Annotated in this window: 19 protein-coding genes, 1 tRNA gene and 1 riboswitch; of the genes, 18 read left to right on the plus strand and 2 right to left on the minus strand. The window is 66.4% G+C overall.

Going from position 1 to position 21,409, the window contains the following annotated elements; all coding sequences use genetic code 11:
- Window positions 1-46: 46 nt before the first annotated feature.
- From AC1ROK_RS21080 to AC1ROK_RS21135, 12 genes are all read left to right on the plus strand, one after another.
- Window positions 47-847, plus strand: coding sequence for an IclR family transcriptional regulator (locus AC1ROK_RS21080; RefSeq protein ID WP_492850552.1), 801 nt, complete (start codon window positions 47-49; stop codon window positions 845-847).
- Window positions 844-1,731, plus strand: coding sequence for an amidohydrolase family protein (locus AC1ROK_RS21085; RefSeq protein WP_492850554.1), 888 nt, complete (start codon window positions 844-846; stop codon window positions 1,729-1,731). The genes AC1ROK_RS21080 and AC1ROK_RS21085 overlap by 4 nt, the downstream gene beginning before the upstream one ends.
- 18 nt (window positions 1,732-1,749) lie before the next feature.
- On the plus strand, window positions 1,750-3,039 hold the full coding sequence (locus tag AC1ROK_RS21090) for an aspartate aminotransferase family protein (protein ID WP_492850556.1): 1,290 nt from the start codon (window positions 1,750-1,752) through the stop codon (window positions 3,037-3,039).
- A 253-nt stretch (window positions 3,040-3,292) separates the two neighbouring features.
- Window positions 3,293-4,618, plus strand: coding sequence for an ABC transporter substrate-binding protein (locus AC1ROK_RS21095; protein ID WP_492850558.1), 1,326 nt, complete (start codon window positions 3,293-3,295; stop codon window positions 4,616-4,618).
- A 106-nt stretch (window positions 4,619-4,724) separates the two neighbouring features.
- On the plus strand, window positions 4,725-5,627 hold the full coding sequence (locus tag AC1ROK_RS21100; RefSeq protein WP_492850560.1) for a carbohydrate ABC transporter permease: 903 nt from the start codon (window positions 4,725-4,727) through the stop codon (window positions 5,625-5,627).
- The gene (locus AC1ROK_RS21105; RefSeq protein ID WP_492850562.1) at window positions 5,627-6,511 is read left to right on the plus strand and encodes a carbohydrate ABC transporter permease; all 885 of its coding nucleotides are present in this window, start codon (window positions 5,627-5,629) and stop codon (window positions 6,509-6,511) included. Before AC1ROK_RS21100 ends, AC1ROK_RS21105 begins: the two co-directional genes overlap by 1 nt.
- Window positions 6,508-7,557 carry a Gfo/Idh/MocA family protein gene (locus AC1ROK_RS21110; RefSeq protein WP_492850564.1) on the plus strand — a complete coding sequence of 350 codons (1,050 nt, stop codon included), beginning with the start codon at window positions 6,508-6,510 and terminating at the stop codon, window positions 7,555-7,557. Before AC1ROK_RS21105 ends, AC1ROK_RS21110 begins: the two co-directional genes overlap by 4 nt.
- Complete coding sequence (locus AC1ROK_RS21115) at window positions 7,554-9,152, plus strand: N-acyl-D-amino-acid deacylase family protein (protein WP_492850566.1); 1,599 nt, start codon at window positions 7,554-7,556, stop codon at window positions 9,150-9,152. The genes AC1ROK_RS21110 and AC1ROK_RS21115 overlap by 4 nt, the downstream gene beginning before the upstream one ends.
- Before the next feature lie 2 nt (window positions 9,153-9,154).
- Entirely contained in the window at window positions 9,155-10,318 is a 1,164-nt protein-coding gene (locus AC1ROK_RS21120; RefSeq protein ID WP_492850568.1) for an alanine racemase, read from the plus strand.
- A gap of 17 nt (window positions 10,319-10,335) precedes the next feature.
- Entirely contained in the window at window positions 10,336-11,379 is a 1,044-nt protein-coding gene (locus AC1ROK_RS21125; RefSeq protein WP_492850570.1) for a lactonase family protein, read from the plus strand.
- 98 nt (window positions 11,380-11,477) lie between these two features.
- Window positions 11,478-12,338 carry an IclR family transcriptional regulator gene (locus AC1ROK_RS21130; protein WP_492850572.1) on the plus strand — a complete coding sequence of 287 codons (861 nt, stop codon included), beginning with the start codon at window positions 11,478-11,480 and terminating at the stop codon, window positions 12,336-12,338.
- Window positions 12,335-12,799: a hypothetical protein gene (locus AC1ROK_RS21135; protein WP_492850574.1), complete on the plus strand. Its 465-nt coding sequence runs from the start codon at window positions 12,335-12,337 to the stop codon at window positions 12,797-12,799. Before AC1ROK_RS21130 ends, AC1ROK_RS21135 begins: the two co-directional genes overlap by 4 nt.
- Before the next feature lie 32 nt (window positions 12,800-12,831).
- Here AC1ROK_RS21135 and AC1ROK_RS21140 read toward each other — a convergent pair whose 3' ends face one another.
- Window positions 12,832-14,283, minus strand: a complete 1,452-nt coding sequence (locus AC1ROK_RS21140) for an acetamidase/formamidase family protein (RefSeq protein ID WP_055875742.1) — start codon at window positions 14,281-14,283, stop codon at window positions 12,832-12,834.
- Between the two features lie 334 nt (window positions 14,284-14,617).
- On the opposite strand from AC1ROK_RS21140, the gene AC1ROK_RS21145 reads away from it, so the two are divergent.
- The 5 genes from AC1ROK_RS21145 (at window position 14,618) to AC1ROK_RS21165 (ending at window position 20,408) form a co-directional block, all read left to right on the plus strand.
- Window positions 14,618-16,906, plus strand: coding sequence for an acetamidase/formamidase family protein (locus AC1ROK_RS21145; RefSeq protein WP_492850576.1), 2,289 nt, complete (start codon window positions 14,618-14,620; stop codon window positions 16,904-16,906).
- Window positions 16,907-17,044: 138 nt separating this feature from the next.
- A riboswitch (TPP riboswitch) is annotated at window positions 17,045-17,158 on the plus strand.
- Window positions 17,149-17,757: a YkoF family thiamine/hydroxymethylpyrimidine-binding protein gene (locus AC1ROK_RS21150; protein WP_492850578.1), complete on the plus strand. Its 609-nt coding sequence runs from the start codon at window positions 17,149-17,151 to the stop codon at window positions 17,755-17,757. (Overlaps the previous riboswitch by 10 nt.)
- Before the next feature lie 91 nt (window positions 17,758-17,848).
- Window positions 17,849-18,655, plus strand: coding sequence for an ABC transporter permease (locus tag AC1ROK_RS21155; protein ID WP_492850579.1), 807 nt, complete (start codon window positions 17,849-17,851; stop codon window positions 18,653-18,655).
- On the plus strand, window positions 18,652-19,410 hold the full coding sequence (locus tag AC1ROK_RS21160; RefSeq protein ID WP_492850580.1) for an ABC transporter ATP-binding protein: 759 nt from the start codon (window positions 18,652-18,654) through the stop codon (window positions 19,408-19,410). The genes AC1ROK_RS21155 and AC1ROK_RS21160 overlap by 4 nt, the downstream gene beginning before the upstream one ends.
- Complete coding sequence (locus AC1ROK_RS21165; protein WP_492850581.1) at window positions 19,407-20,408, plus strand: ABC transporter substrate-binding protein; 1,002 nt, start codon at window positions 19,407-19,409, stop codon at window positions 20,406-20,408. Before AC1ROK_RS21160 ends, AC1ROK_RS21165 begins: the two co-directional genes overlap by 4 nt.
- A 210-nt stretch (window positions 20,409-20,618) precedes the next feature.
- Here AC1ROK_RS21165 and AC1ROK_RS21170 read toward each other — a convergent pair.
- A tRNA-Ser gene (locus AC1ROK_RS21170) sits at window positions 20,619-20,708 on the minus strand.
- Window positions 20,709-20,802: 94 nt separating this feature from the next.
- On the opposite strand from AC1ROK_RS21170, the gene AC1ROK_RS21175 reads away from it, so the two are divergent.
- Window positions 20,803-21,252, plus strand: coding sequence for a gamma-glutamylcyclotransferase family protein (locus AC1ROK_RS21175; protein ID WP_492850583.1), 450 nt, complete (start codon window positions 20,803-20,805; stop codon window positions 21,250-21,252).
- Window positions 21,253-21,409 lie beyond the last annotated feature (157 nt).

The following is a 21,409-nucleotide window of genomic DNA, read 5'->3' on the forward strand; positions in this document are numbered from 1 at the left end:
GATTCCAGCTGTACTCAGTTCACTATCCAAACTGTGAGTTCATCTGGTGAATTCTTCAGACGATCGTTACGCCATTCGGTCCGTGGATCGGGCCGTCGATATTCTCGCCGCGGTAGCGGGGAAGAACGGTCTGCTGACCGTGGACGGGATCGTTATGGAGACCGGACTGCCCAAGAGCACGGTGTTCCGCATTCTCGCGACGCTGACGGCGCGGCGGCTCTTGGATCGCGATGAGCAGAGCCAGACCTATCGGCTCGGCATGCTGTCACTGGTGATCGGTGCGCGGGCCATGGGCGAGCTCGATCTTCGCCGCTCGGCCCGCGCGCATCTCGAGAGTCTCGTCGCCAGCACCGGGGAGACCGTGCACCTCTCGATCCTCAGCGAGGACAATGCGCTCTGCGTCGACAAGCTCGATGCCTCGCGCTCGATGCGCATGGCGAGCTTCATCGGCTTCCTCGACCCGCTGCATTGCAGCGGCGTCGGCAAGGCGCTGCTGGCTTTCCAGGACGAGCCGGTGCGCCGGCAGCTGATGGCGCGCATGCGCTTCGAACCGCACACGCCGCACACCATTACGGACCCCAAGCGGCTCGCCGAGCAGATCGTCGAGATCCGGGCGCGCGGCTATGCCATCGACGACGAGGAAATCGAGCAGGGGTTGCGTTGCGTCGCGGCTCCCATCCGCGACCACTCCGGCGCCGTCGTGGCCGCCGTCAGCATTTCCGGCCCCACCACCCGCGTCACCCAGGATGGTCTCGGCGAACTCGCCAAGGCCGTCGAGGCCTGCGCGCTCGCCATTTCCGAAGAACTCGGCGCCCCTAAACGCTCTGAGAAAGCCACCGCTCCATGATCATCGACGTCCACTCGCACACCCCGCAGTTCCGCCATGCCGTGCCGCCGGAAAACCGGCGCCTGCACCACACCTGGCGGCCCGACCGCTCCGTCGATTCCGTCTATAGCTGGAACGATTTCCTCGCGGCGCAGCAGCCGGCGGACAAGTCGATCGTCTTCGGTGTCGCCTGGGCGCCGGGCGAAGTTACCGGTGGGGTCAACGGCTTCAACGAGCCGGGCGACGTGGCGGTTGGCGTCAATGATGCCACCTCGGCCTTTACGCTGGCGCACCCCGATCGCCTCATCGGCTTCATGTCGGTGCATCCGCACGATCCCAAGGCACTCGAGGAGATCGAGCGCTCGCGCACCGACCTCGGCCTCAAAGGCATCAAGATGGGCGCCAACTACCAGGTGTTCGAGCCACTCGAGAGCCGGGCGCTGGCCATCTACCGCGAGGCCGAACGGCACGGGCTGCCGATCCTCTTTCACATCGGCACCTCGCCGGTCCGCACCGCGCCGATCAAATACGCCCACCCGCTGGTGGTCGACGAGATCGCCATGCGCTACCCGAACCTCAAGATCATCATGGCCCATATGGGTCATCCCTGGACGGTCGATACCGCGGTGGTGATCCGCAAGCACCCCAATGTCTATGCCGACGTCTCGGGCCTGCTCTACCGGCCCTACACTTTCTATGAGGGGATGATCAAAGCCACCGAGTGGAACGTGCTCGACAAGCTGCTGTTCGCCTCGGACTACCCGATCACCACTCCGGCCGAGACGCTGCACGCGCTGCGCACCGTCAATGCCATCGTCGAAGGTACGGCGCTGCCGCGCGTTCCCGCCGACAAGATCGAACAGATCATCCACCGCGACAGCCTCACGCTGCTCGGCCTTTCCTAAGACAGTTCCCGGTTTCCCATGCATATCGAAAAATCCAAGAGCATCACCGAACGCGCCACCAAGGTCATTCCTGGCGGCGTCAACTCTGCGACGCGCCGGCTGAACCAGCCCTATGCCTGGGAATGGGCCGAGGGCGCCTATATTCGCGACGTCGATGGCAACACCTATCTCGACTATCACGCCGCGTTCGGCCCGATCGTCCTCGGCCATAACGACCCCACCGTGAATGCCGCCGTCGCCAAGGCGCTGACCGGTCCCGACATGGTCGGGGTCGGCATCACCGAGCAGGAGATCGCCCTCGCCGAAAAGGTGGTGCAGCACGTGCCCTCGGCCGAAATGGCGCTCGCCTTCTCCTCGGGCTCGGAAGCCACCTACATGGCGGTGCGGCTGGCGCGCGGCGTCACCGGGCGTGAGAAACTGATCAAGTTCCAGGGCACCTTCCACGGCTGGCACGACTACCTGCTGATGAATATCGCGAGCCCACCCGACAAGATCGGGAAGAAAGATCCAGGCAGCGCCGGCCAGCTCGCCGACGCCATCGACAACACCATCATCGTGCCGTTCAACGACCTCGCCGCCACCGAGCAGGCGATCCTCGACCACCCCGGCCAGATCGCCGCTATCTTCATGGAAGCGATCCCGCACAATATCGGCTGCGTGCTGCCGCGGCAGGATTTCGTCGAGGGGCTGCGCCGGCTTTGCGATACGCACGGCATCGTGCTGGTTTTCGACGAGGTGATCACCGGTTTCCGCCACGGGCTCGGCGGCTATCAGTCGGTGCTCGGGGTGAAGCCCGATATCAGCACCTTCGCGAAGGCCATCGCCAATGGCTATCCCTGCGCCATCATCGCGGGCAAACGCGAATTGATGCTGCAGTTCTCGACCGCGCCGGGCGGCAAGGTGTTCGTCGGCGGCACTTATAACGGTCATCCGGTCGGCTCGGCCGCGGCGCTGGCCACCATCGCGGCGCTCGAGGACGGCACGGTCTACGAGCGCACCTTTCGGCTCGGCGACCGGATGCGCGCCGGGCTCGCGGAAATCGCCGGCCGGCTCGGCATCGAGATGGTGTCGGCCGGCTTCGGCTCGGTGTTCACCCCCTACTTTATGAGCGGCAAGATCGAGCGCTACGAGGACCTCTTGGTCAACGACACGGCGCGCGATCTCGCCTTCCGCCAGGGCATGTGCGAGCGCGGCATCTTCATGCTGCCCATGCCGATCAAGCGCAACCACATCAGCGCCGCGCATACCGATGCGGATATCGATCGGACGCTCGAAACCGCTGAAATCGTTATGAAAACTCTGCGATAGCGTGGGACTTTTCATATGCGAAAAGTCGTATTGATATATGATTGCAGCCGTCATAACGTTGCGATCTGACGACAGGCAGCGAGGCAACAGGGAAGCGCTTCGCCTGCCGATCGGTTGGGCCAGATAGCTCGGCTGAGATGTCGAAGAGCGGGTCCGTCGGGCCGGACCCGGAAGGCCTGTAACCGGTGGTTGCAGGAGATCGGAACGTCGTTTGCGACGTGTTGTCGGTTCAGTTCGTCTAGGAGGGAAAGCTATGACGACCACTAACGCCACCCGGGGCTTCGGTTCGCTGAACCGCCGCTCCTTCCTCAAGGCCGGCGGCGCATCGGCGCTGGCCGCCAGCCTCCTGCCGGGTCTGATGACCGGCACGGCCAAGGCCGCTTACTCGGGCACGCTCGATATGCTGGCCTGGGATTTCCAGCCCGACACCATCAAGTCGCTGGTCGGTGAATGGACGGCAGCGGGCAACCCCGCGGTCAATGTCGCCGTGATCCCGAACCTCGGCTACACCCCGGCGCTGCAGACCCGTCTGCGCGGCGGCGACAAGATCGACCTCTATTACAACTTCGCCTACAACTCGCAGAAGTTCGTCAACGAGGGCTGGGCCAAGACGTTGAACGGCCTGCCCGGCGTCGACGACATGATCGCCGACATGTTCGAGAGCGCCCGCGGCCGCCACGTCAACGCCGCCGGCGACATCATCAGCGCCCCGTATTTCTCGGCCGTGCACATGCTGCACTACAACGAGAAGTTCCTCGCCGATGCCGGCCTCGCCGTGCCGACGACGCTGAAGGAAATCTACGACGCCTCGAAGTCGCTGCAGTCGACCGTCGCCTCGCCCTACGTCGCCTACTGGGTGAAGGAATTCTGCGAGGAATACCTCCACACCTACCTGCTCAACGAAGAGATCACCGCTTTCGACGATGCCGGCCAGCCGGTGTTCGCCGACGATCCCAAGACGGTGGGCGTGTTCGAGTGGTGGCAGGCGATGTACCAGGAAGGCCTCGCCCCCAAGTCGCTGCTGACCGACGATCCGGGTAAGCTGAGCAACGAGATGGCGCAGGGCAACGCCGCCTTCTACGTGCTGCACCACTACTTCCTGACCTCGATCCGCTCGCTCGAAGGCCCGCAATCGGCCAACGTCAAGACGGCGCCGGCAGGCCCGTCGACGCTGCAGATCGGCGAAGTGCTGCAGATGGGCCAGTCCGACAGCGACGACGAGCGCCTCGCGACCTGGGACCTGATGAAGTACTACGGCTGGAAGGACACCGACGGGAAGTTCAAGGTGTTCAACCAGTGGGCCAAGGCCGCCGGCCTCGCCGCCCCCTATGCCGGCTTCTTCACCGACCCCGAAGTGGTCGCTTCGTTCCCCGACTATTACGATCTCGCTCTGCTGTCCGACACCTTCGCCACCAAGTCGAACGTCGTGCCGGCCCGCACCCTGCCCTGGTACCCGGATTTCCAGGCCAAGGTCGGCGACATCGTCCACGCCCTGCTGCTCGGCCAGGCGACGGCGCAGAAGACCGTCGAGGACCTGACCGCTGCCGCCAAGGGCGCACAGGGCGGCCGGACGCTCTGATCCAGATCGAACCCCGCCATCGCCCCTCTCGGGGCGGTGGCACACCGATCCACCGCGAGGCCGCGGGGGTGAATAGTCATGACCAAGCAACAGGACGCGGGAGCCCATGGCAGGAGCAGCTGACCTACTCGGACCGAAGGCCGATCGCGCATTCGGGCTGAAGCTCGTGGCGCCGGCGATGATCATCCTGATCGTGCTGCTGGCCCTGCCGACCCTGCTCACCTTGGTCTATAGCTTCCACGATGTGCCCGCGAGCGGCTCGAGCTTCGGGCCGTTCGTCGGCCTCGAGAACTTCACCATCATCTTTTCGAGCCCGGTGTTCTGGCGCTCGGCGCAGGTGACGCTCACCTTCTCGGTCGGCTTCGTCATCCTCTCGACGGTGATCGGGCTGGCCATGGCGATGCTGCTCAATCAGCGCTTCATCGGCCGCGGGCTGGCGCGCGCCCTCTTGATCATTCCGTGGGCGACGCCGTGGCTGGTCATCGGCATCCTCTGGAAATGGTTTGCCGATGGCAGCGTCGGCGGGCTCAACGCCGTGCTGATGATGCTGGGGTTGACCAGCGACTATCACCCGTTCCTGTCCGACCCGAACACCGCGCTGCCGATCACCGTGCTCGCCGCGGTGTGGCGGCAGGCGAGCTTTGCCGGCATCCTGCTACTGGCGGGGCTGCAGACCCTGCCCGAGGAACTGAACGAAGCGGCCCAGCTCGACGGCGCCAACTGGTGGCAGCGCTTTTCCAACATCACCCTGCCCTGGCTGCGGCCGGTGCTGATCACCGTCACCGTGTTCAACGTGATCTATGCCTTCCTGCAGTTCGACGTGGTCTTCGCCATGACGCAGGGCGGACCAGGCGACACCACGCAGGTGCTCAGCATCCTGATCTACCGGCAGCTGTTCGTGAACACCAATATCGGTCTCGGTTCGGCGCTCGCCGTCATCCTCGGCGTCGTGGCGCTGATCGGCGGGCTGACCATCGTCCGGCTGTTTTATCGCAGGGAGATGCACTGATGGCGTCCTCCGCCTTCGAGCGCGGCCGGCGCCGCAGCCTCGCCACCAGCATCGCCATCTATCTGGGTGTGCTGGTGTTCGCCATCTGGATCCTGCTGCCGGTCTGGTACCTGGTGGTCTCGAGCCTGATCACCCCTTCGCAGCTGGGTGTCAAACCCTTCCCGCTGGTGCCCTCCAGCATCACGCTCGACAACTATGCGGCGGTGCTGTTCGGCAATACCGGCGGCAAGGGCATCGGCAGCACCGACATGGGCACCCGCCTGGTGCCGACGATCGGCCAGAGCCTCCTCGTCAGCTCGATCCTGGTGGTATTGAACCTGTTCATCGCCGGGGCCGCCGCCTACGGGCTGTCGCGCTATCCGTTCCGCGGCGCCCGCGCGTTCGAACTGTCGGTGATTGCCACCCGGATCGTCCCCGCCATCGCCATTATCGGCCCGTTCTTCGTGGCGTTCCGTGTCATCGGCGTGCTCAACACCCCGTGGGCGCTGGTCATCAGCTACAACGTCTTCACCCTGCCGCTCGCCATCATGATCCTCAAGAACTACTTCGATCAGTTGCCGCGCGAGATCGAGGAGGCGGCCAAGATCGACGGCGCCACCCGCCTGCAGACGCTGTGGATCATCATCGTGCCGATTGCCCGGCCGGGCCTCGTCGCAGCCGGTGTGCTGATCTTCCTCGAAGCCTGGAGCGAATTCTTCTACGCGCTGGTGCTCACCAACCAGCTGACCGTGCCGCCGCTGCTGGCCGGCTTCCAGTCGGTGCAGCAGTTCAACTGGAACGCGCTGGCCGCAGCCACCGTCATGTCGATGCTGCCGCCGACCGTGCTGGTGCTGATCTTCCAGCGCCACGTCGTCGGCGCCCTTACTGCCGGGGTGGGCAAATGAGTTCAACCATCAAGGCCGCCGTGCTCAGCGCCGGCGCCTGGTCGCAGTCGAGCCACCTGCCGGCGCTCACGGCCGACCCGCGCGTCAAGCTGGTGGCGCTCTCGAGCCCCAATGCCGAAATGGCGGCAAGCCTCGGGGCGCAGTTCGGTGCCCCGCACTTCGCCGACTGGAGCGAAGCGCTGGCGCTCGGCCCCGACATCGTCGTCGTCTCGAGCCCACCCGTTGCCCATGAGGAACAGGTGATCGCGGCGCTCGAAGCGGGCGCGCATGTGCTGGTCGAAAAGCCCTTCGCGCTGAGCGCCGGGCCGGCCCGGCGGATGCGCGACACCGCCGAGCGGCTGCAAAAGGCGCTGCTCGTCGGCTTCGGCTGGCCGGCGGCGCCGATCTTTGCGCTGAGCCGCAAGCTGATCGAGGCCGGCGAGATCGGCTCCGTCGAACACCTGACCATGCACCTTGCGGTCAACACCCGGGCCCTGCTCTCGGGCAGCACCGATGGCGGCTGGGGCGGCAAGGCCGAGTCGAACACCGCAACCTATACCGACAAGGCCATTTCCGGCGGCGGTTCGGCGGCGGTGACCATGTCGCACGAGCTGGGCATGGTCGAGTGGCTGGTGGGCGAGCCGATCGTCGCGCTCAACGCCAGCACCTTCCCACCGAGGAGCGATATCGACCTCCACACCACGGTCAACGCCGAATTCGCCGGTGGCGGCTCGGCGGCGATCAGCGCCGCCTCCACCCACCCGTACCTGGCGCGCCCGCAATGGCACATGGCGCTCTATGGCAATCGCGGCCAGCTCTGGGCCGACTCGGTCGCCGACACGCTGCGTCTCGTCCGTGCGAGCGGCGAAGTGGTCGAGTTTGGCGCCCCGGACGCCTCCGGCGTCTATGATCCGGGCGCGCCCACCAAGGCGCTGATCGCCTGCGCCCTCGGCGCTGCTGCTCCCGCCGGCCTCACCGCCCGTCTCGCGGCGCACGTCGTCGCCGTCACCGACGCCATCTATCTCAGCGCCAAGACCAACCAGAAACTGCAAGTCGAAAACCTATGAGCACCTCTACCCTGTTTACCGGCGGCCTCGTCGTCGACGGCCTCGGCAAGCCGCCCGTGCGCGGCGACGTGCTCGTCATCGGCGACCGCATCGCCGGCATCTTCAGGGGCGCCCGCCGCCCTGAGGCCGATCGTATCGTCGCCATCGATGGCCTCTGCATCGCGCCGGGCTTCATCGACATGCACACCCATTCCGATCTGCAGGTGCTGGTGAACCCCGATCACACGTCGAAGCTCAGCCAGGGTGTCACCACCGAGGTGCTCGGCCAGGACGGCCTGAGCTACGCCCCGATCGACGATGCGACGCTCATCGAGATGCGCAGCCAGATCAAGGGCTGGAACGACGACCCGCCGGGCTTCGACTGGAACTGGCGCAGCGTCGCCGAATACCTGAAACGCCTCGACGGCAACGTCGGGGTCAACTGCGCCTACCTCGTGCCGCACGGGAACCTCCGCATGCTGGTGATGGGCAATGCTCCGCGGCTTGCCACCCCCGACGAGCTCGAACAGATGAAGGCGCTGCTCCGCACCGCTCTGGAAGAAGGCGGTGTCGGGCTTTCGACCGGCCTCACCTATGTGCCGGCGATGTATTCCGATACCGACGAACTGGTGGCGCTCTGCGAAGTGGTGGCCGAATATGGCGGCTTCTACTGCCCGCACCACCGCAATTACGGCACCGACGCGCTGGGCGGTTATGGCGAGTGCTTCGAAATCGCCCGGCGCTCCGGCGTGGCGCTGCACCTGGCGCACACGCACCTGAGCTTCGAGGCCAACAAGGGCAAGCTGCCGCAACTGCTCAAGATGTTCGACGACGCCATCGCCGACGGCGTCGATCTGAGTTTCGACGCCTATCCCTACCTCGCCGGCATGACGACGCTCCTCTCGCAACTGCCCAGTTGGGCGCTGTCCGGCAGCGGTGACGAGCAGATGGCGCGGCTCCGGGATCCGGAAACCCGCAAGCGCATCATCGAGGCGCTCGACGTCATCGGCTCGGACGGCCACCAGGGCCTCACCGTCAACTGGTCGAGCGTCTATCTGGCGGGCCTCCCCGGTGCGCCCGAGATGGAATGGATGATGGAGGGTAACCTCGCCGACGCAGCCCGCAAGCTCAACACCTCCCCCGCCGAACTGGCCCTCGACGTACTGATCGCCACCGAGCGCGCCGCCCCTTGCGTGTTCTTCATCGGCATCGAGGAGCATGTCCGCACCCTGATGCAGCGCGAGGAACACACGGTCGGCAGCGACGGCATCCTCGTCGGCGATCGGCCGCATCCGCGCTCCTGGGGCACCTTCCCGCGCATGCTCGAAACCTATGTGCGCGAGGAAAAGGTGCTGACGCTGGAGGAGTGCGTGCGCCACATGACCAGCTCCGCCGCCGACCGGCTGCGGCTCACTGATCGCGGCCGTATCGCCGCCGGCGCCAAGGCCGATCTGGTCGTCTTCGATGCCGCCAACGTCAAGGCCAACGCCACCTACGAGCATCCGCGACAGGCCGCCACCGGCATCGTCCATGTGCTGGTCAACGGCCAATTCGCCGTCGAGAACAACCGCGTCACCGGCCACCGCGCCGGCCGGGCGCTGAGGCTGGGAGCCTGACCATGGCCGCAACCGCCATCTCCATCGCCAACGACGCCGCAGGCCCGAGCTGGGCCGAGCTGCCGGTCGCGACGCCCGGCCTGGTGCTCGATCTCGCCGTGCTCGACCGCAACCTTGACGAGATGGCGGCGATCGCCCGCTCGGCCAAGGTCGAGCTGTTTCCACATGCCAAGACCCACCGCATGGCCGAGATCGGCCTCCGCCAGGTGGCGCACGGCGCCGATGGCCTCTGCGTCGCCAAGCTCGGCGAGGCCGAGGCCTTCGCCGCGGCCGGGGTGCAGCGGCTGTTTGTCGCCAACCCGATCGTCGGCCCCGACAAGGCCGAACGCGCCCTCGCCCTGTCGCGACGGGTCGACCTGACGCTCGCCACCGACAGCGAGGCCGCCGCCGCCAGCATCGGCGCAGTCTTCGCCGCCGCCGGCGCCACCGCGCGGATGATGCTGGCCATCGACTCGGGCCTCGGTCGCGAAGGTGTTGCCGCCAACCAGGCGCCAGACGTCGCGGCGGCCGTCCACGCCCTGCCGGGCGTCGAGCTCGTCGGCATCTATACCCACGAAGGCACCACCTATGGCGCCAAGGACCACCCCGATCTCGCGAGCCGCGCCAAGGCCGCCGGGGCGTTCATGGTCGGCGTCGCCGAGACGATCCGGGCCCGCGGCGTGCCATTGCCGATCGTCTCGCTCGGCGCCTCCGCGTCGGCGCGCGAAGTGGCGCATGTGCCCGGCGTCACCCAGATCCGCCCCGGCATCTATGCCTTCAACGATGTCGGCCAGATCGCGCTCGGCAATGCCAGCCTCGAGACCACCGCCATCCGCGTCATCGCCACCGTGGTCAGCCATCCCGACCCCGAGCGCGCCTGCATCGATGCGGGCTCGAAATCGCTGAGCACCGACCTGGTGCCGGCTTCGGCGCATCGCGACGAATTCCCCGGCATGGGCTTGATCGTCAATGCGCCGGGCTGGGTGATCGAGAAGATGTCGGAAGAGCACGGCTGGCTGCGTTGGCATGGCCAGGGCGCGCCGATGCCGCTACCAGTGGGGACACGGTTGGAGATCGTGCCGAACCATGTCTGCATGGCCTTCGCCATGCTGCGTCGCGCCAATGTGGTCGAGAACGGCAAGGTCGTGGCGCATTGGGACGGTTTCGGTCCCGGCGCATCCGAATAGTTTTTTTGGGGGGAACGATGTCGGAGTTCAAACTGGCCGAGGGGCAGTCGCTGCTGGTCGCATCGCGCGGCGTATTCGAACTGCATGGGCTGACCCGCTGGGTGCAGCAGGACGGCAAGTGGCGGGGCAAGACCCTGGCCCGCGTCAACCAGCTGTCGAGCCTGACGCGCCACCCCACGCTGCCGGTGATCTACGGCACCTCGCGGGTCGGCATGGAGGGCGATGTCCATGCCTGGCGGGTCGAGGGCGACACGGCGATTACCCTCGGCGAGAAGTCGAGCGAGGGCGCCGAGCCCTGCCACCTCGTCGTCGACCCGAGCGGCCGGCTGCTCATCGTCACCAACTACACCACCAGCATGCTCGGCCTGCAGCGCCTCGCCGCCGATGGCAGCTTCGAGGGGCCGATCGTGCAACTGAAGCTCAGCGGCGGTGGCCCCGAGCTCGAGCGGCAGGACGACGCCCACCCGCACCAGGCCTTCTTCATCGGCGAGACGCTGGTGGTGATCGACCTCGGCGCCGACCTGGTGCGCGAGTTCAGCCTCGACCTCACAAAACCCGGCACCGACGCCCTGACCCAGGTCCGGGCGACGGCGGTCCCTGCCAACACCGGGCCGCGTCACGCCGTAGTGCTGCCCGATGGGCGGCTGGCGGTCAGTGGCGAGCTCGGCTCCAACCTCGTGGTTGGCCGCCTCGGCGATCCGGCGTCCAGTTGGGCCAATGTCAGGGCGACGCAGCAGACTGGCCCGGGCAAGACCCGCTGGAGCCGCAACTATCCCGGCGATATCCAGCGCGCCCTGGATGGGCGCCACGTCTACTTCGCCAACCGCAGCCTCGACACCATCTCGACCTTCGACGTCTCAGGCGCCACCCCAACGCTGGTCGCCGAACGCGGCAGCCAGACACAATGGCCGCAGCATTTGCTGGTCACTGAAAGCCACGTGCTGGTCGCCGGTTGGGATTCCGGCGCGGTAAAGGCGCTGCCGCTCGCCAACGGGGTTCCGACCGGCGTTGAGCATCTGTTCGACTGCCCGGGCGCGGGCTGGCTGCTGCTCTGGGACTGAGCTCGCGATTTCCTGTGCCCCGGTCCGCCCCCATGGTGGCGGGCCGACTGGCGCGGTGTTAGTGGACATCGTCGCCGAAACGAGCGAGCGGGGGGAGCATGGCAGCAGCTGAAGACGGTGCGCCGGCCGCCAAGGGATCGCGCAAGCGCCGCAAGCCCGTTCCAAAGGCAGAATACACCGCACCGGCGCTCGAAAAGGGCCTTGACGTGCTCGAGCTCTTGGCGACGCTCACCGTGCCGGTCACCCCAAGCCAGATTGCCCAGCGCCTTGGCCGTTCGCTGTCAGAGGTCTATCGCATGGTGATGGCGCTCGAGCGCCGCGGCTACCTGATCCGGCCGCCCGGCGAAGAAGCGCTGGTGCTCTCGACCCAGCTCTATGGCCTTGCAACGCTGTTCCCGCCGTTCCGTCGCGTCGTCGACGCCGCCCAGCCGATCATGAACGCCCTGGCGCTCGAAACCTCGCAGGCCATCCACATGGCGGTGCTCGATGGGCTCAACCAGCGCATCATCGCCCAGGTCGACAGCCCGGCCCCCATCGCCATCCGCCTGCGGGTCGGCGCGGCGAGCCCGGCCATCCGCGGCACCTCGGGCCGCACCATCATCGCCTTTCAACCTGCCCCGGTGCAGGCCTGGATCCTCGGCCAATCGGAAGCGCTGTTGCCGCCCGACCAGGCCAAGCGCTACCGCGGCCGGATCGAGATCATTGCCAAGCGCGGCTACGAGCGGATCGAAGGCGAGATGGTGCAAGGGGTGACCGACCTAAGCTTCCCCATCATCAACACCGCCGGGATCTCGATTGCGGCGCTGACTATGCCGTTCCTCACCAGCCAGCAGATCATCGTTCCCTTCGATGATGCCGCCATCATGCTCTACCGCGCCGCCCGCAGAATCTCGGAGTCGATGGGCGGTACCCTGCCCGAACCACATTTCCCCCTGCCGCTGGACATTCAGACGGGATGAGCGAGACCAACCCCCACGCAGCCGACGACGCCGACCGCTTCGCCATCTGGGAAATGCTGGTCCGGCGCGACAGCGATTTCTTCTTGAGCAGCGACTGGTCGCTGGTTGCCGCCGACTATGTCGAGACCGGCTTTCTCGGCATCGATGCCGCGCTGTCGCTCGATCCGGCCGACTGGCGCCCGGCCTATGCGTCGGTTACCGCCTATCGCGATGCCGCCATCGCCGCCCGCTGGAACCCGGCCGAGTTCGCCGAGCCGCTGCGGGCCGCCTGGTTCCGCAGCCAATCGATCGACCGCATCGACATCAACGGCGACGCGGCGCTCGCGCATAAGCGCATCGATGGCCAGATCCGGCGCCAATCCGGGGACGCCATGATCCTCGCCTGGCGCTCGGTATTCCACCTCCGCCGCGAGCATGAGGCCTGGAAGATCGCCGGCTTTACCGGCTACCTGCCGCTGTAGCGGTACCAGCCCCCGGTGCACATATCCCGGGGTCAGCCGCGACCGGCGAAGATGTCCTTCTTGACGATCGCATGGACGCCCCAGTTGCCGTCAACGACTTGGGTGACGCCGAAATCGACGCCGATCGACATAAGCGACACCGCTTCGTCCTCGGTCAGCCCCTTGGTCGTCATCAGGAAGTGCCGCATCTTGCGGAACGCGTCGCGCAGCGCGAGGTCAACCGACGACTTCGAGTAGATGTCGCTCTGCGCCGAGGGGCCCAACTCCTCGAGGTAGTTGGCAAACGAGAAGCCGTGTACGAGCCAGTCGGTCTGGGTCTCCAGCATAGGATAGTTGAGCTCTTCCAGCGGGGTGCCGGCCAGGTCGGCCTTCTTGTGCAGGATGAACTGAAAGGTGCCGGTGAGGGAGCATTCGATCGCCGTGCCGCAGAGTTCGCTGTCGCCCTGGCTGGCATGGGGGTCGCCGACCGACATCATCGCGCCTTCGACGGCGACCGGGTAGTACATCGTCGCGCCCTTGCCGATGCGCCAATTGTCGATGTTGCCGCCAGTATAGCTGGGCGGCACGGTGTCGACGAAATCGGCTTCGGCGGGAGCCAGGCCAAGCGTGCCGAAATGCGGGCGAATAGGCAGCCGAATGCCCTTCAGCACGTCGTAGTTGCGCGTCGTCAGCGCGTGGTCGACCGGCACGCCGGGATAGTCGATGGTGGTGTGGGTAACACCGAACGGATCGGTCTGCGGCACCCAGGGGAAATTATAGACCGCTTCTGCCCAGCTCTTGCTGCCGGTGACGTCCACTTCATAGATGGTGATCACCTCACGCTTCTTGCCCTCGAGCATGTCGTTGTAGTGGAAGCCCCAGTTCGCCGCGGCGTTCGAGCCATAGGACTTGCCCGCGAATTTCGGGTTGGCAGAAGGCCGCGGGGTGCAGTCGAGGATGCGGACCTCGAGGATGTCGCCCGGTTCGGCGTCGCGCACGAACACCGGGCCGGTGAGGATGTGGACGCCCATGCCTTCGCCCGAGCCCTTCTTGTAGACGGCCGGGTCGGTCGGGCCGGCGCCGCGCCGGTCGACGCCCTTCTTGTCCTTGGTCCAGAGGTAGACGCTTTCGGCGCCTTCATCGCCCTCGACCATGCGCTCGAGATCGTCGCCCGCGTGGTGCGTCAGGGTCTCGATGGTCACGATGTCGCCCGAGTCGATCTCGACCTGCGGCTTCAGCGTCTTGCTGAAAAAGCCCCAATGCACTGTGTCGGCGGTAGCGGGGAGATAGTGGTAAGCGCGCTGCTGCGGCTGGCGGGCAGCAGAGGCCTGGGCCAGCGCCGGGGTGACCAGCGATATGCCGCCGCCGGCGCCGAGGGCGGCAAGGCCACCCGCCGCCAGGAAGCCACTCTTGAGGAAGCTGCGGCGCTCAACGTTGAGATCCTCCTTGAAGCTTCGATAATGGGCCTCGAACTGAGGGCAGTTAACGTCATCGCCTTTGCACATGGGGTGTCCTTCGCCGGGGTTGCATCTACGCGCAACTATCCCGGTCAGGCCCGGCTCAGGCAATCGGGCGAATAGGCTGTCCGGCCCCCGGCTCGATCGGCTCCTGGCACTTCGTCGTTCCATTTTCTGACGTATTATCAACAATGTACGTCGGAAGCAGTACTCCGCGCCGAACCTTGCCGGGCGCCTGCCTGACAGCCAAAAGGCAAGAGATTGTTCGTCTCACGGCAAAGACTGGCGGGTCGGCCGGGCTATGCTAAGCTCAGGGTTGGGAAGCTCTGATCGAGGTGGGTGCCGAAGCAGCGCCGCAGTCTGCGGCGCGTGAAGGGACACCATGAGCGCCGTCCGGTTCAGCGTCGAAACCGTGCCCCTCGACCGCCGCCGCGCCGCATGGCTGGAGCGGCTCGCGCAACTGGGGCTGCAGGCCAGCGGAGCCAGCGGCACTATCGCGGCTTCGCCCTCCAGCTCCGGTGCTCTGCTCGCCGATCTCGCCGGTGAAGCGCAGGCACTCGAGAGTGTTGCGCACGGGCCTGGGGCGCCGATGCTCCTGCTGCTCGTCGGCAGAGGCAGGGCGCGGCTCACCGCCGGGCGAACCGCGCTCGAGCTGGCCGACGGAGACCTCGTCGCGCTCGAGATGAGCACAGCCTGGCAGATGCACTGGCGTACCGATTTCCGTGCCGTATTGCTGCGACTGCAACGCGGGCCCCTGGCGGCGCGGCTGGGCCGCGTGCCGGTGCGGCTGCCGGTCGTGCTGGGCCGCACGGTGGCGGCCGCCGCGGCTCGGCCGCTGTTGCGGACGCTGGCCGCCGATATTGAGAATCTCGGCCAGGCCGATCTGGCCGCCGGCGAGATCGCGCTCACCGAACTGGTGGCAAGCGCCTTGCTCGGTGAGGCAAACGCCCCGGACGGCGGGCTGACCCAGGTGCAGGCGGCGCATTTCCGAAGAGTCTCGGCCGCGATCGACAGCCAGCTCACCAACGCCGATCTGGGGCTCACCGATATCGCCCGCCAGGAGGGGATGTCGGCGCGCTACCTGCAGCGGCTGTTCGAAGGGCGGGGCGAGAATTTCTCCGACCATGTACGGCAGTTGCGGCTGCAGCGCTGCAAGGTGGACCTGCTCGATCCGAACCACGCACGCGAAAGCGTTGCCGCCATAGGCCAGCGCTGGGGTTTTCGGGATCAGGCGCATTTCAGCCGCGCCTTCAGCACGGCTTTCCGCATGACCCCCACGGAGATGCGCCGCGCCGCCGTGCCGGTCGATGACGGCTACTCCCAGCGTGGCAGGCCAACGACGCACCAGCCTGTACCGCCCGCGAAAGCTCCGCCTGCCGGGCCGCAGGAGGCAACGAGGCCCGCGCCTGAGCCGTGGCCCGGTGATCGGCATCACCTGCCGGCGACCGCCGACACGGTACACTGGGGCTATGTCAGTCGCACGCTGCCGCCGGTGCTGAGGGTTGAGCCGGGGGCCACCGTCACGATCGAGACGCTCACCCAGCATTCCGGCGACGACTGGGATCGGATGGTGGCGGGGGATGCTGGCGCCGAAAGCGTCTTCGGCTGGACGAGTGAAGGCAAGAACATCGACCGGCGCGGGGCCGGACCGATGAACGCCTCGGTGTTCGGGCGCGGCGCGGGCGAAGGGTTCGGGGTGCATATCTGCACCGGCCCCATCTACGTGCGCGGGGCGGAGCCCGGCGACGTGATCGAGGTTGAAATCATCGACATCCGGCCCCGGCCCAGCGGCAATCCGCTGCACACCGGCAAGGCCTTCGCCTCGAACGCCTCGGCCTGGTGGGGGTACCAGTATGGTGATCTGCTCGACCGGGCGAAGCGCGAGACCGTCACCATCTTCGAGATCGATCTCGAGCGCCCCCAAGAGGCTCGTCCGCTCTACAGCTACGTGTGGCAGCCGCAGGTCGATCCGTTCGGCGTCATGCACAAGACCATGGATTATCCCGGCGTGCCGGTCGACCACACTCTGGTCGAGCATCGCACCGTGCTCGAAGGTATCGCCATTCCGGCGCGCCTGCATTTCGGCTTCGTGGCGCTGGCGCCGCGGGAGTCCGAACTCGTCGATTCTATCCCGCCGAGCTATTTCGGCGGCAACATCGACAATTGGCGCGCCGGCAAGGGGTCCCGGATCTACCTGCCGGTATCGGTGGAGGGCGGCCTGCTCTCGATGGGCGACGGGCACTTCGCCCTGTCCGACGGCGAGATCAACGGCACCGGGCTTGAATGCTCGCTGACCGGTGACATCCGCATCCGCCTCCACAAGGCCGGAGCCGCCGACGCAGCGGCCTGCGTCACCGGCCTCAAGGCGCCGTTGATCGAGACCCCCGACAGCTGGGTGATCCAGAGCTTCAGCCACCTCAACTACCTGCGCGATCTCGGTCGCAATGCCCAGGCTGAGGTATATCAGAAGTCGACCGTGGACCTGGCGCTGCGCAACGCCTTCCGGCAGACGCGCCGGTTCCTGATGGACGTCTACGGACTGAACGAAGACGAGGCGCTGACCATCATGTCGCTCGCCGTCGATTTCGGCGTGACCCAGGTTGCGGACGGCAACTTCGGCGTCCATGCCGTTATCGACAAGGCGATCTTCCGCGGTCGCAGCATGCGCTAGCCGGACCGAGCGAGTACGAAGCCGGCCCGCGTCAACCCGGCGCATACTGCGTCCGGCCAATGATGGGCGCGCCCGCGCCAATCAACCCAAATCCAAAAACCGCCTCTTCCAATCCCTCCCCAACCGTGGTCTAAGCAACGCCATCCACAGGGGTGCTCCGTATTGCCGGGGCTGAGATGCGGCACGCCAAGTGCGCGGACCCTAAAGCTGATCTGGGTAATACCAGCGGAGCGAGGCGGGCGATGTTTTCTGGCGCACAGATTTCCCTTTATCCCATGACCGACGATTTCGTCGGCGTCATCCTTTCGGCGCTCGGTGCGCTCGATCCCTATCGGGACCGGCTGCGGATCGAGACCGACGACATCTCGACCCTCCTGGTCGGGCCGCCGGAGGTGCTGTTTCCGGCCATGCGCGACCTCTTCGTCGCGGCAGCGCAGGCCGGCAGGCATGTGACCTTCTCAGCCGCCATTTCACGCGGCTGTCCCGGCGAGCCCGATGAGGCGATCTGCAACACCGACGCCCTCGCCGGTCCGCTCGAACCGCTGGCCGCCCGCCAGGCGGCCGCCCATCAGGCCGTCGCCTCGGCCGCAGAAACCGGCCAAACCATAGCCGCCCAGTTCTCGCTCTACGTGATGGGCACCGGCCAGCACATGGACGAGATCTATGGCTGCATCGACTTCCTGAAGAGCTCAGGTGTGTTCGATCGCTCCAAGCACTTCTGCTCGGTGCTGCGGGGCGATGCCGGTCCGGTGTTTGCGACGCTCGCCGAAGCCTTCTGCCGGTTCGGCCCGCCCGAAGGGCACGTCACCATCGACCTGACCGTTTCCGCGAACAGCCCGACCGCCCGCTAGAGTCTTTGTTTTGGTCGCGCTTTCGAACCGGAAAGGTCTGCAGCCTTTCCTGAAAGCGCTCTGGGGCGCGGCCGCTTTCCCTTCAAGGTTCATGTCGATGCCCTTCATCCGCCCGGTCGCGGCACGCGCCGCAACAGCTTTCAGCCGTCTATGGCCCGCCCTGCTGTCGGTCGGTGGCCTGATCCTCCTATGGGAGGCCTATGCCCGGTTTTCGGGTATTCCACCGACGACGCTGCCCTCGCCCTCCCGGGTACTGGCGCAGGGCGCGTTGCAATATCGGGCGCTGTGGGACAACACGCTCCCCACCATCAGCGCCACCCTGCTCGGTTTCGCCTGCTCGGTCTCTGCCGCTTTCGCCTTTTCGGTGCTGATCGACTTCTTCCGGCCGCTGCGGCGCGCCCTGCTGCCGGTCTTTGTCATCAGCCAGACCCTGCCGATGATCGCCATCGCGCCGCTGGTGGTGCTGTGGTTCGGCTTCGGCCTCACCCCCAAGATCATGCTGGTGGCGCTGGTCACCTTCTTTCCCATGCTGATCGCGCTGCTGCAGGGCTATGCCTCGACAGCCGACGAAATCGAACAACTGGTGGCCTCGATGGGGGCGCCACGCTGGCGCGTCTTCCTCATCGCCCGCCTGCCTTCGGCCCTGCCCTTCTTCTTCGCCGGCCTCAGGATCTCCATCACCTATGCCGTGGTCGGCGCGATCTTCTCCGAGTATGCCGGCGCGGCCAAAGGGCTCGGCATCTATATCCTCAACGCCAAGAACAACTTTCGCCCCGACCTGGTGCTTGCCGCGGTCATGGTCAGCGCCAGCCTGACGCTGCTGCTGTTCGGGGCGACCGTACTGATCCAGCGCCTGTCGATGCCCTGGCTGCACCTGTCCGGGAGCGACAAGCCATGAGCGCCGCGCGCCTCGAACTGCGCGGCATCGCCAAAGCCTTCGGCGATCTCTCTGTGCTTGGCGATGTATCCATCTCGGTTGGCAGAGGCGAATTCGTTTCCATTCTCGGCCCATCCGGCTCGGGCAAATCCACCATCTTCAAGCTGCTGACCGGAGCCTTGCGCCCCGATGCCGGCGCCATGCTGTTCGATGGAGCGCCGCTCCACCCCGACCGGCGCCCTTTCGCCTTCATGCCGCAGCGCGACGCGCTGATGGATTGGCGGCGCATCATCGACAACACGACATTGGGCCTCGAGGTGCAGGGCATCGGGCGCGCCGCAGCGCGTCGGCGCGTGGCGCCACTCTTTACCGAGTTCGGCCTTTCCGGCTTCGAGCACCACTATCCTGCCGAACTCTCCGGCGGCATGCGCCAGCGCGCCGCGCTGCTGCGCACCGTGGTGCAGGACAAGGACATGCTGCTGCTCGACGAGCCGTTCGGCGCGCTCGACGCCCTCACCCGCGCCGATATGCAGCGCTGGCTCGAGACCATGTGGAACCGCCACGCCTGGACCACCCTCCTCGTCACCCATGACGTGCGCGAGGCGGTGCTGCTGTCCGACCGCATCTATGTGCTGTCGGCCCGCCCTGGCCGCGTCGTCGCTGAAGTTGCCGTGCCCCTGCCGCGCCCCCGCCGCACCGGCGCAGCGGTCGCCGCCATCGAGACCGGCGTCCTCGATCTGCTCCTCTCCGCCCCAACCAAAGGACTTGAACGATGAACTTCCGCCGCCTGGCGCTCGCCGCCGCTTGCCTGTTTGGCCTCGCCGCCAGTCCGGTCGTCGCGCAGCAGCACGTCACCATCGCCCTCGATTGGACCCCCAACACCAACCACATCGGGCTCTATGTGGCGCGTGAGCTTGGCTATTATGCCGAGGCCGGGCTCGACGTCGAAATCCTGCCCTATACCGACACCTCTGCGGGCGCGCTCGTCGCCAACCATGTCGCCGACTTCGGCATCGTTGGTTCCATCGGCTTCATGACCCAGCGCGCCGCCGGCGCCGACCTCAAGGGCGTCTATGCCGTCACCCAGACCGAGACCGGCCGGCTGGTGTTCAATGCCGACCGCGCCGATATCCAGCGCCCGCGGGACCTCGATGGCCTGACCTATGGCGGCTTCGGCAGCGCCTGGGAGAATGCGCTCATCACCTCGATGATCAAGGAGGATGGCGGCGAGGGCACGTTCGAGACCGTGACGCTCGGGACTTCGGCCTATGAAGCGCTGGCCAATGGCGCGGTGGACTTCACGCTCGAAGTCTATACCTGGGAGGGGGTCAAGGCCGAACTCGACGGCAAGGCCCAGCGCGCCTTCCGCTATGCCGACTTTGGCGTCCCCGACCAGCATACGACGCTGATCGGCTCCAGCGAGGCGTACCTCGGCGCCAACCCGAAAACCGCAGCGGCTTTCATCGGCGCCACGCAGCGCGGCTACGCCTACGCAGTCGACCATCCGGACGAGGCCGCGGACATCCTCATTGCCGCCAATAGCGATGTCCTGACCGATCGGAAGCTGATCCGGGCCTCGCTGCAGGCCTTGATCGACGGACACTATCTGCAGAGCGCTGGCGGCGAGATCGGCACCATCGCTCCCGCCAAAATGGAAGCCATCGGCCAGTATCTTTTCGCCGCGGGCATCCTGCATGACGGCAACGGCGTAGCGCTGGCGGAGAAGCCTGACTTCTCGACCTACTTCAGCAACGAATACCTGATGGCCGAATAGTCTGGGCCGACGAGCCCGGACGCCCGAAAGCTGCCGGCCTGGCTCAGGGCCGGCGGCTTCGATCCCTCTCGGACGACGATGCCGGCTGCCCAGCCGTCCTCGCCGGCCAGAGCTGTTTCACAAGCCAGCCTCTCCGATGCGTGCGCAACTGCAAGGCCTTTCGCCTGCCATCCCGCGACGGCCGGAGCCGATAGCAATTTCAGGAAGGAATGGCGGAGAGGGAGGGATTTGAACCCCCGATGGAGTTGCCCCCATGCCGCATTTCGAGTGCGGTGCAATCGACCACTCTGCCACCTCTCCGCGAGGTCGAACACGCGTTACCGCGGCTGGTCGAGACGGGCGGGCTTATGGCATAGCATGATCGAGCCTGCAACACTCTTTGGCCGCTCGTCGCATGACTCTTCCGCTCTTTGTTTACGGCACGCTGCGCGACCCCGATCTGCTGGCCGCCGTGCTCGGCCGCCCGCTGCGCGCCGGCGGCCAGCATGCCGCCCGTGCGCCGGGGTTGCGCGCCGTGCACTATCCCGGCCGCATCTATCCGGCGCTGATCCGCGCACCCGGCGCCGCGGCCGAAGGGTTACTGCTGATCGACCTGAGCCCGTTCGAACGTGATCTGCTCGATGCCTTCGAGGGCGAGGAATACCGACGCGCCCCGTTGGCCGCGCTGGTCGAGGAGGATCTGTTCGAGGCCGACGCCTATCTGCCGGCGATCAGCGTCTCCAACACCGGGGCCGATTGGTCGCTGTCCCATTGGCAGGCCGAGCACAAGGCGCGGGTCCTCGGAGCCGAGGCAGCAAGCGCCGCAGAGATCCGCAGCAAGCTGCTCGCGGTGCGGCCGAACTAGCTGAGCGCGCCTGGACTCCGGCCTTGACTCCCGTGGCGTTTCCCACGATAAGGCCGCTCGACTTGCGTGCGGCGTCTGCTGCGCGCATTTTTGATTTGTTCAACCGCTGTCCGAGGCCGCCGCCGATCCCTGGATCGGCAGCCTATCTCGAAGCCCG

This window comes from Devosia sp. GW821-FHT12F11 (genome assembly GCF_058806655.1).

Bases quoted from the DNA above. Each gene is read 5' to 3' on its own strand.
- AC1ROK_RS21110 (WP_492850564.1), top strand. From the start codon at position 6,508: ATGAGTTCAACCATCAAGGCCGCCGTGCTCAGCGCCGGCGCCTGGTCG.
- AC1ROK_RS21155 (WP_492850579.1), top strand. From the start codon at position 17,849: ATGTCGATGCCCTTCATCCGCCCGGTCGCGGCACGCGCCGCAACAGCT.
- AC1ROK_RS21145 (WP_492850576.1), top strand. From the start codon at position 14,618: ATGAGCGCCGTCCGGTTCAGCGTCGAAACCGTGCCCCTCGACCGCCGC.
- AC1ROK_RS21115 (WP_492850566.1), top strand. From the start codon at position 7,554: ATGAGCACCTCTACCCTGTTTACCGGCGGCCTCGTCGTCGACGGCCTC.
- AC1ROK_RS21095 (WP_492850558.1), top strand. From the start codon at position 3,293: ATGACGACCACTAACGCCACCCGGGGCTTCGGTTCGCTGAACCGCCGC.
- AC1ROK_RS21135 (WP_492850574.1), top strand. From the start codon at position 12,335: ATGAGCGAGACCAACCCCCACGCAGCCGACGACGCCGACCGCTTCGCC.
- AC1ROK_RS21165 (WP_492850581.1), top strand. From the start codon at position 19,407: ATGAACTTCCGCCGCCTGGCGCTCGCCGCCGCTTGCCTGTTTGGCCTC.
- AC1ROK_RS21125 (WP_492850570.1), top strand. From the start codon at position 10,336: ATGTCGGAGTTCAAACTGGCCGAGGGGCAGTCGCTGCTGGTCGCATCG.
- AC1ROK_RS21100 (WP_492850560.1), top strand. From the start codon at position 4,725: ATGGCAGGAGCAGCTGACCTACTCGGACCGAAGGCCGATCGCGCATTC.
- AC1ROK_RS21175 (WP_492850583.1), top strand. From the start codon at position 20,803: ATGACTCTTCCGCTCTTTGTTTACGGCACGCTGCGCGACCCCGATCTG.
- AC1ROK_RS21150 (WP_492850578.1), top strand. From the start codon at position 17,149: ATGTTTTCTGGCGCACAGATTTCCCTTTATCCCATGACCGACGATTTC.
- AC1ROK_RS21120 (WP_492850568.1), top strand. From the start codon at position 9,155: ATGGCCGCAACCGCCATCTCCATCGCCAACGACGCCGCAGGCCCGAGC.
- AC1ROK_RS21130 (WP_492850572.1), top strand. From the start codon at position 11,478: ATGGCAGCAGCTGAAGACGGTGCGCCGGCCGCCAAGGGATCGCGCAAG.
- AC1ROK_RS21160 (WP_492850580.1), top strand. From the start codon at position 18,652: ATGAGCGCCGCGCGCCTCGAACTGCGCGGCATCGCCAAAGCCTTCGGC.
- AC1ROK_RS21090 (WP_492850556.1), top strand. From the start codon at position 1,750: ATGCATATCGAAAAATCCAAGAGCATCACCGAACGCGCCACCAAGGTC.
- AC1ROK_RS21140 (WP_055875742.1), bottom strand. From the start codon at position 14,283: ATGTGCAAAGGCGATGACGTTAACTGCCCTCAGTTCGAGGCCCATTAT.
- AC1ROK_RS21085 (WP_492850554.1), top strand. From the start codon at position 844: ATGATCATCGACGTCCACTCGCACACCCCGCAGTTCCGCCATGCCGTG.
- AC1ROK_RS21105 (WP_492850562.1), top strand. From the start codon at position 5,627: ATGGCGTCCTCCGCCTTCGAGCGCGGCCGGCGCCGCAGCCTCGCCACC.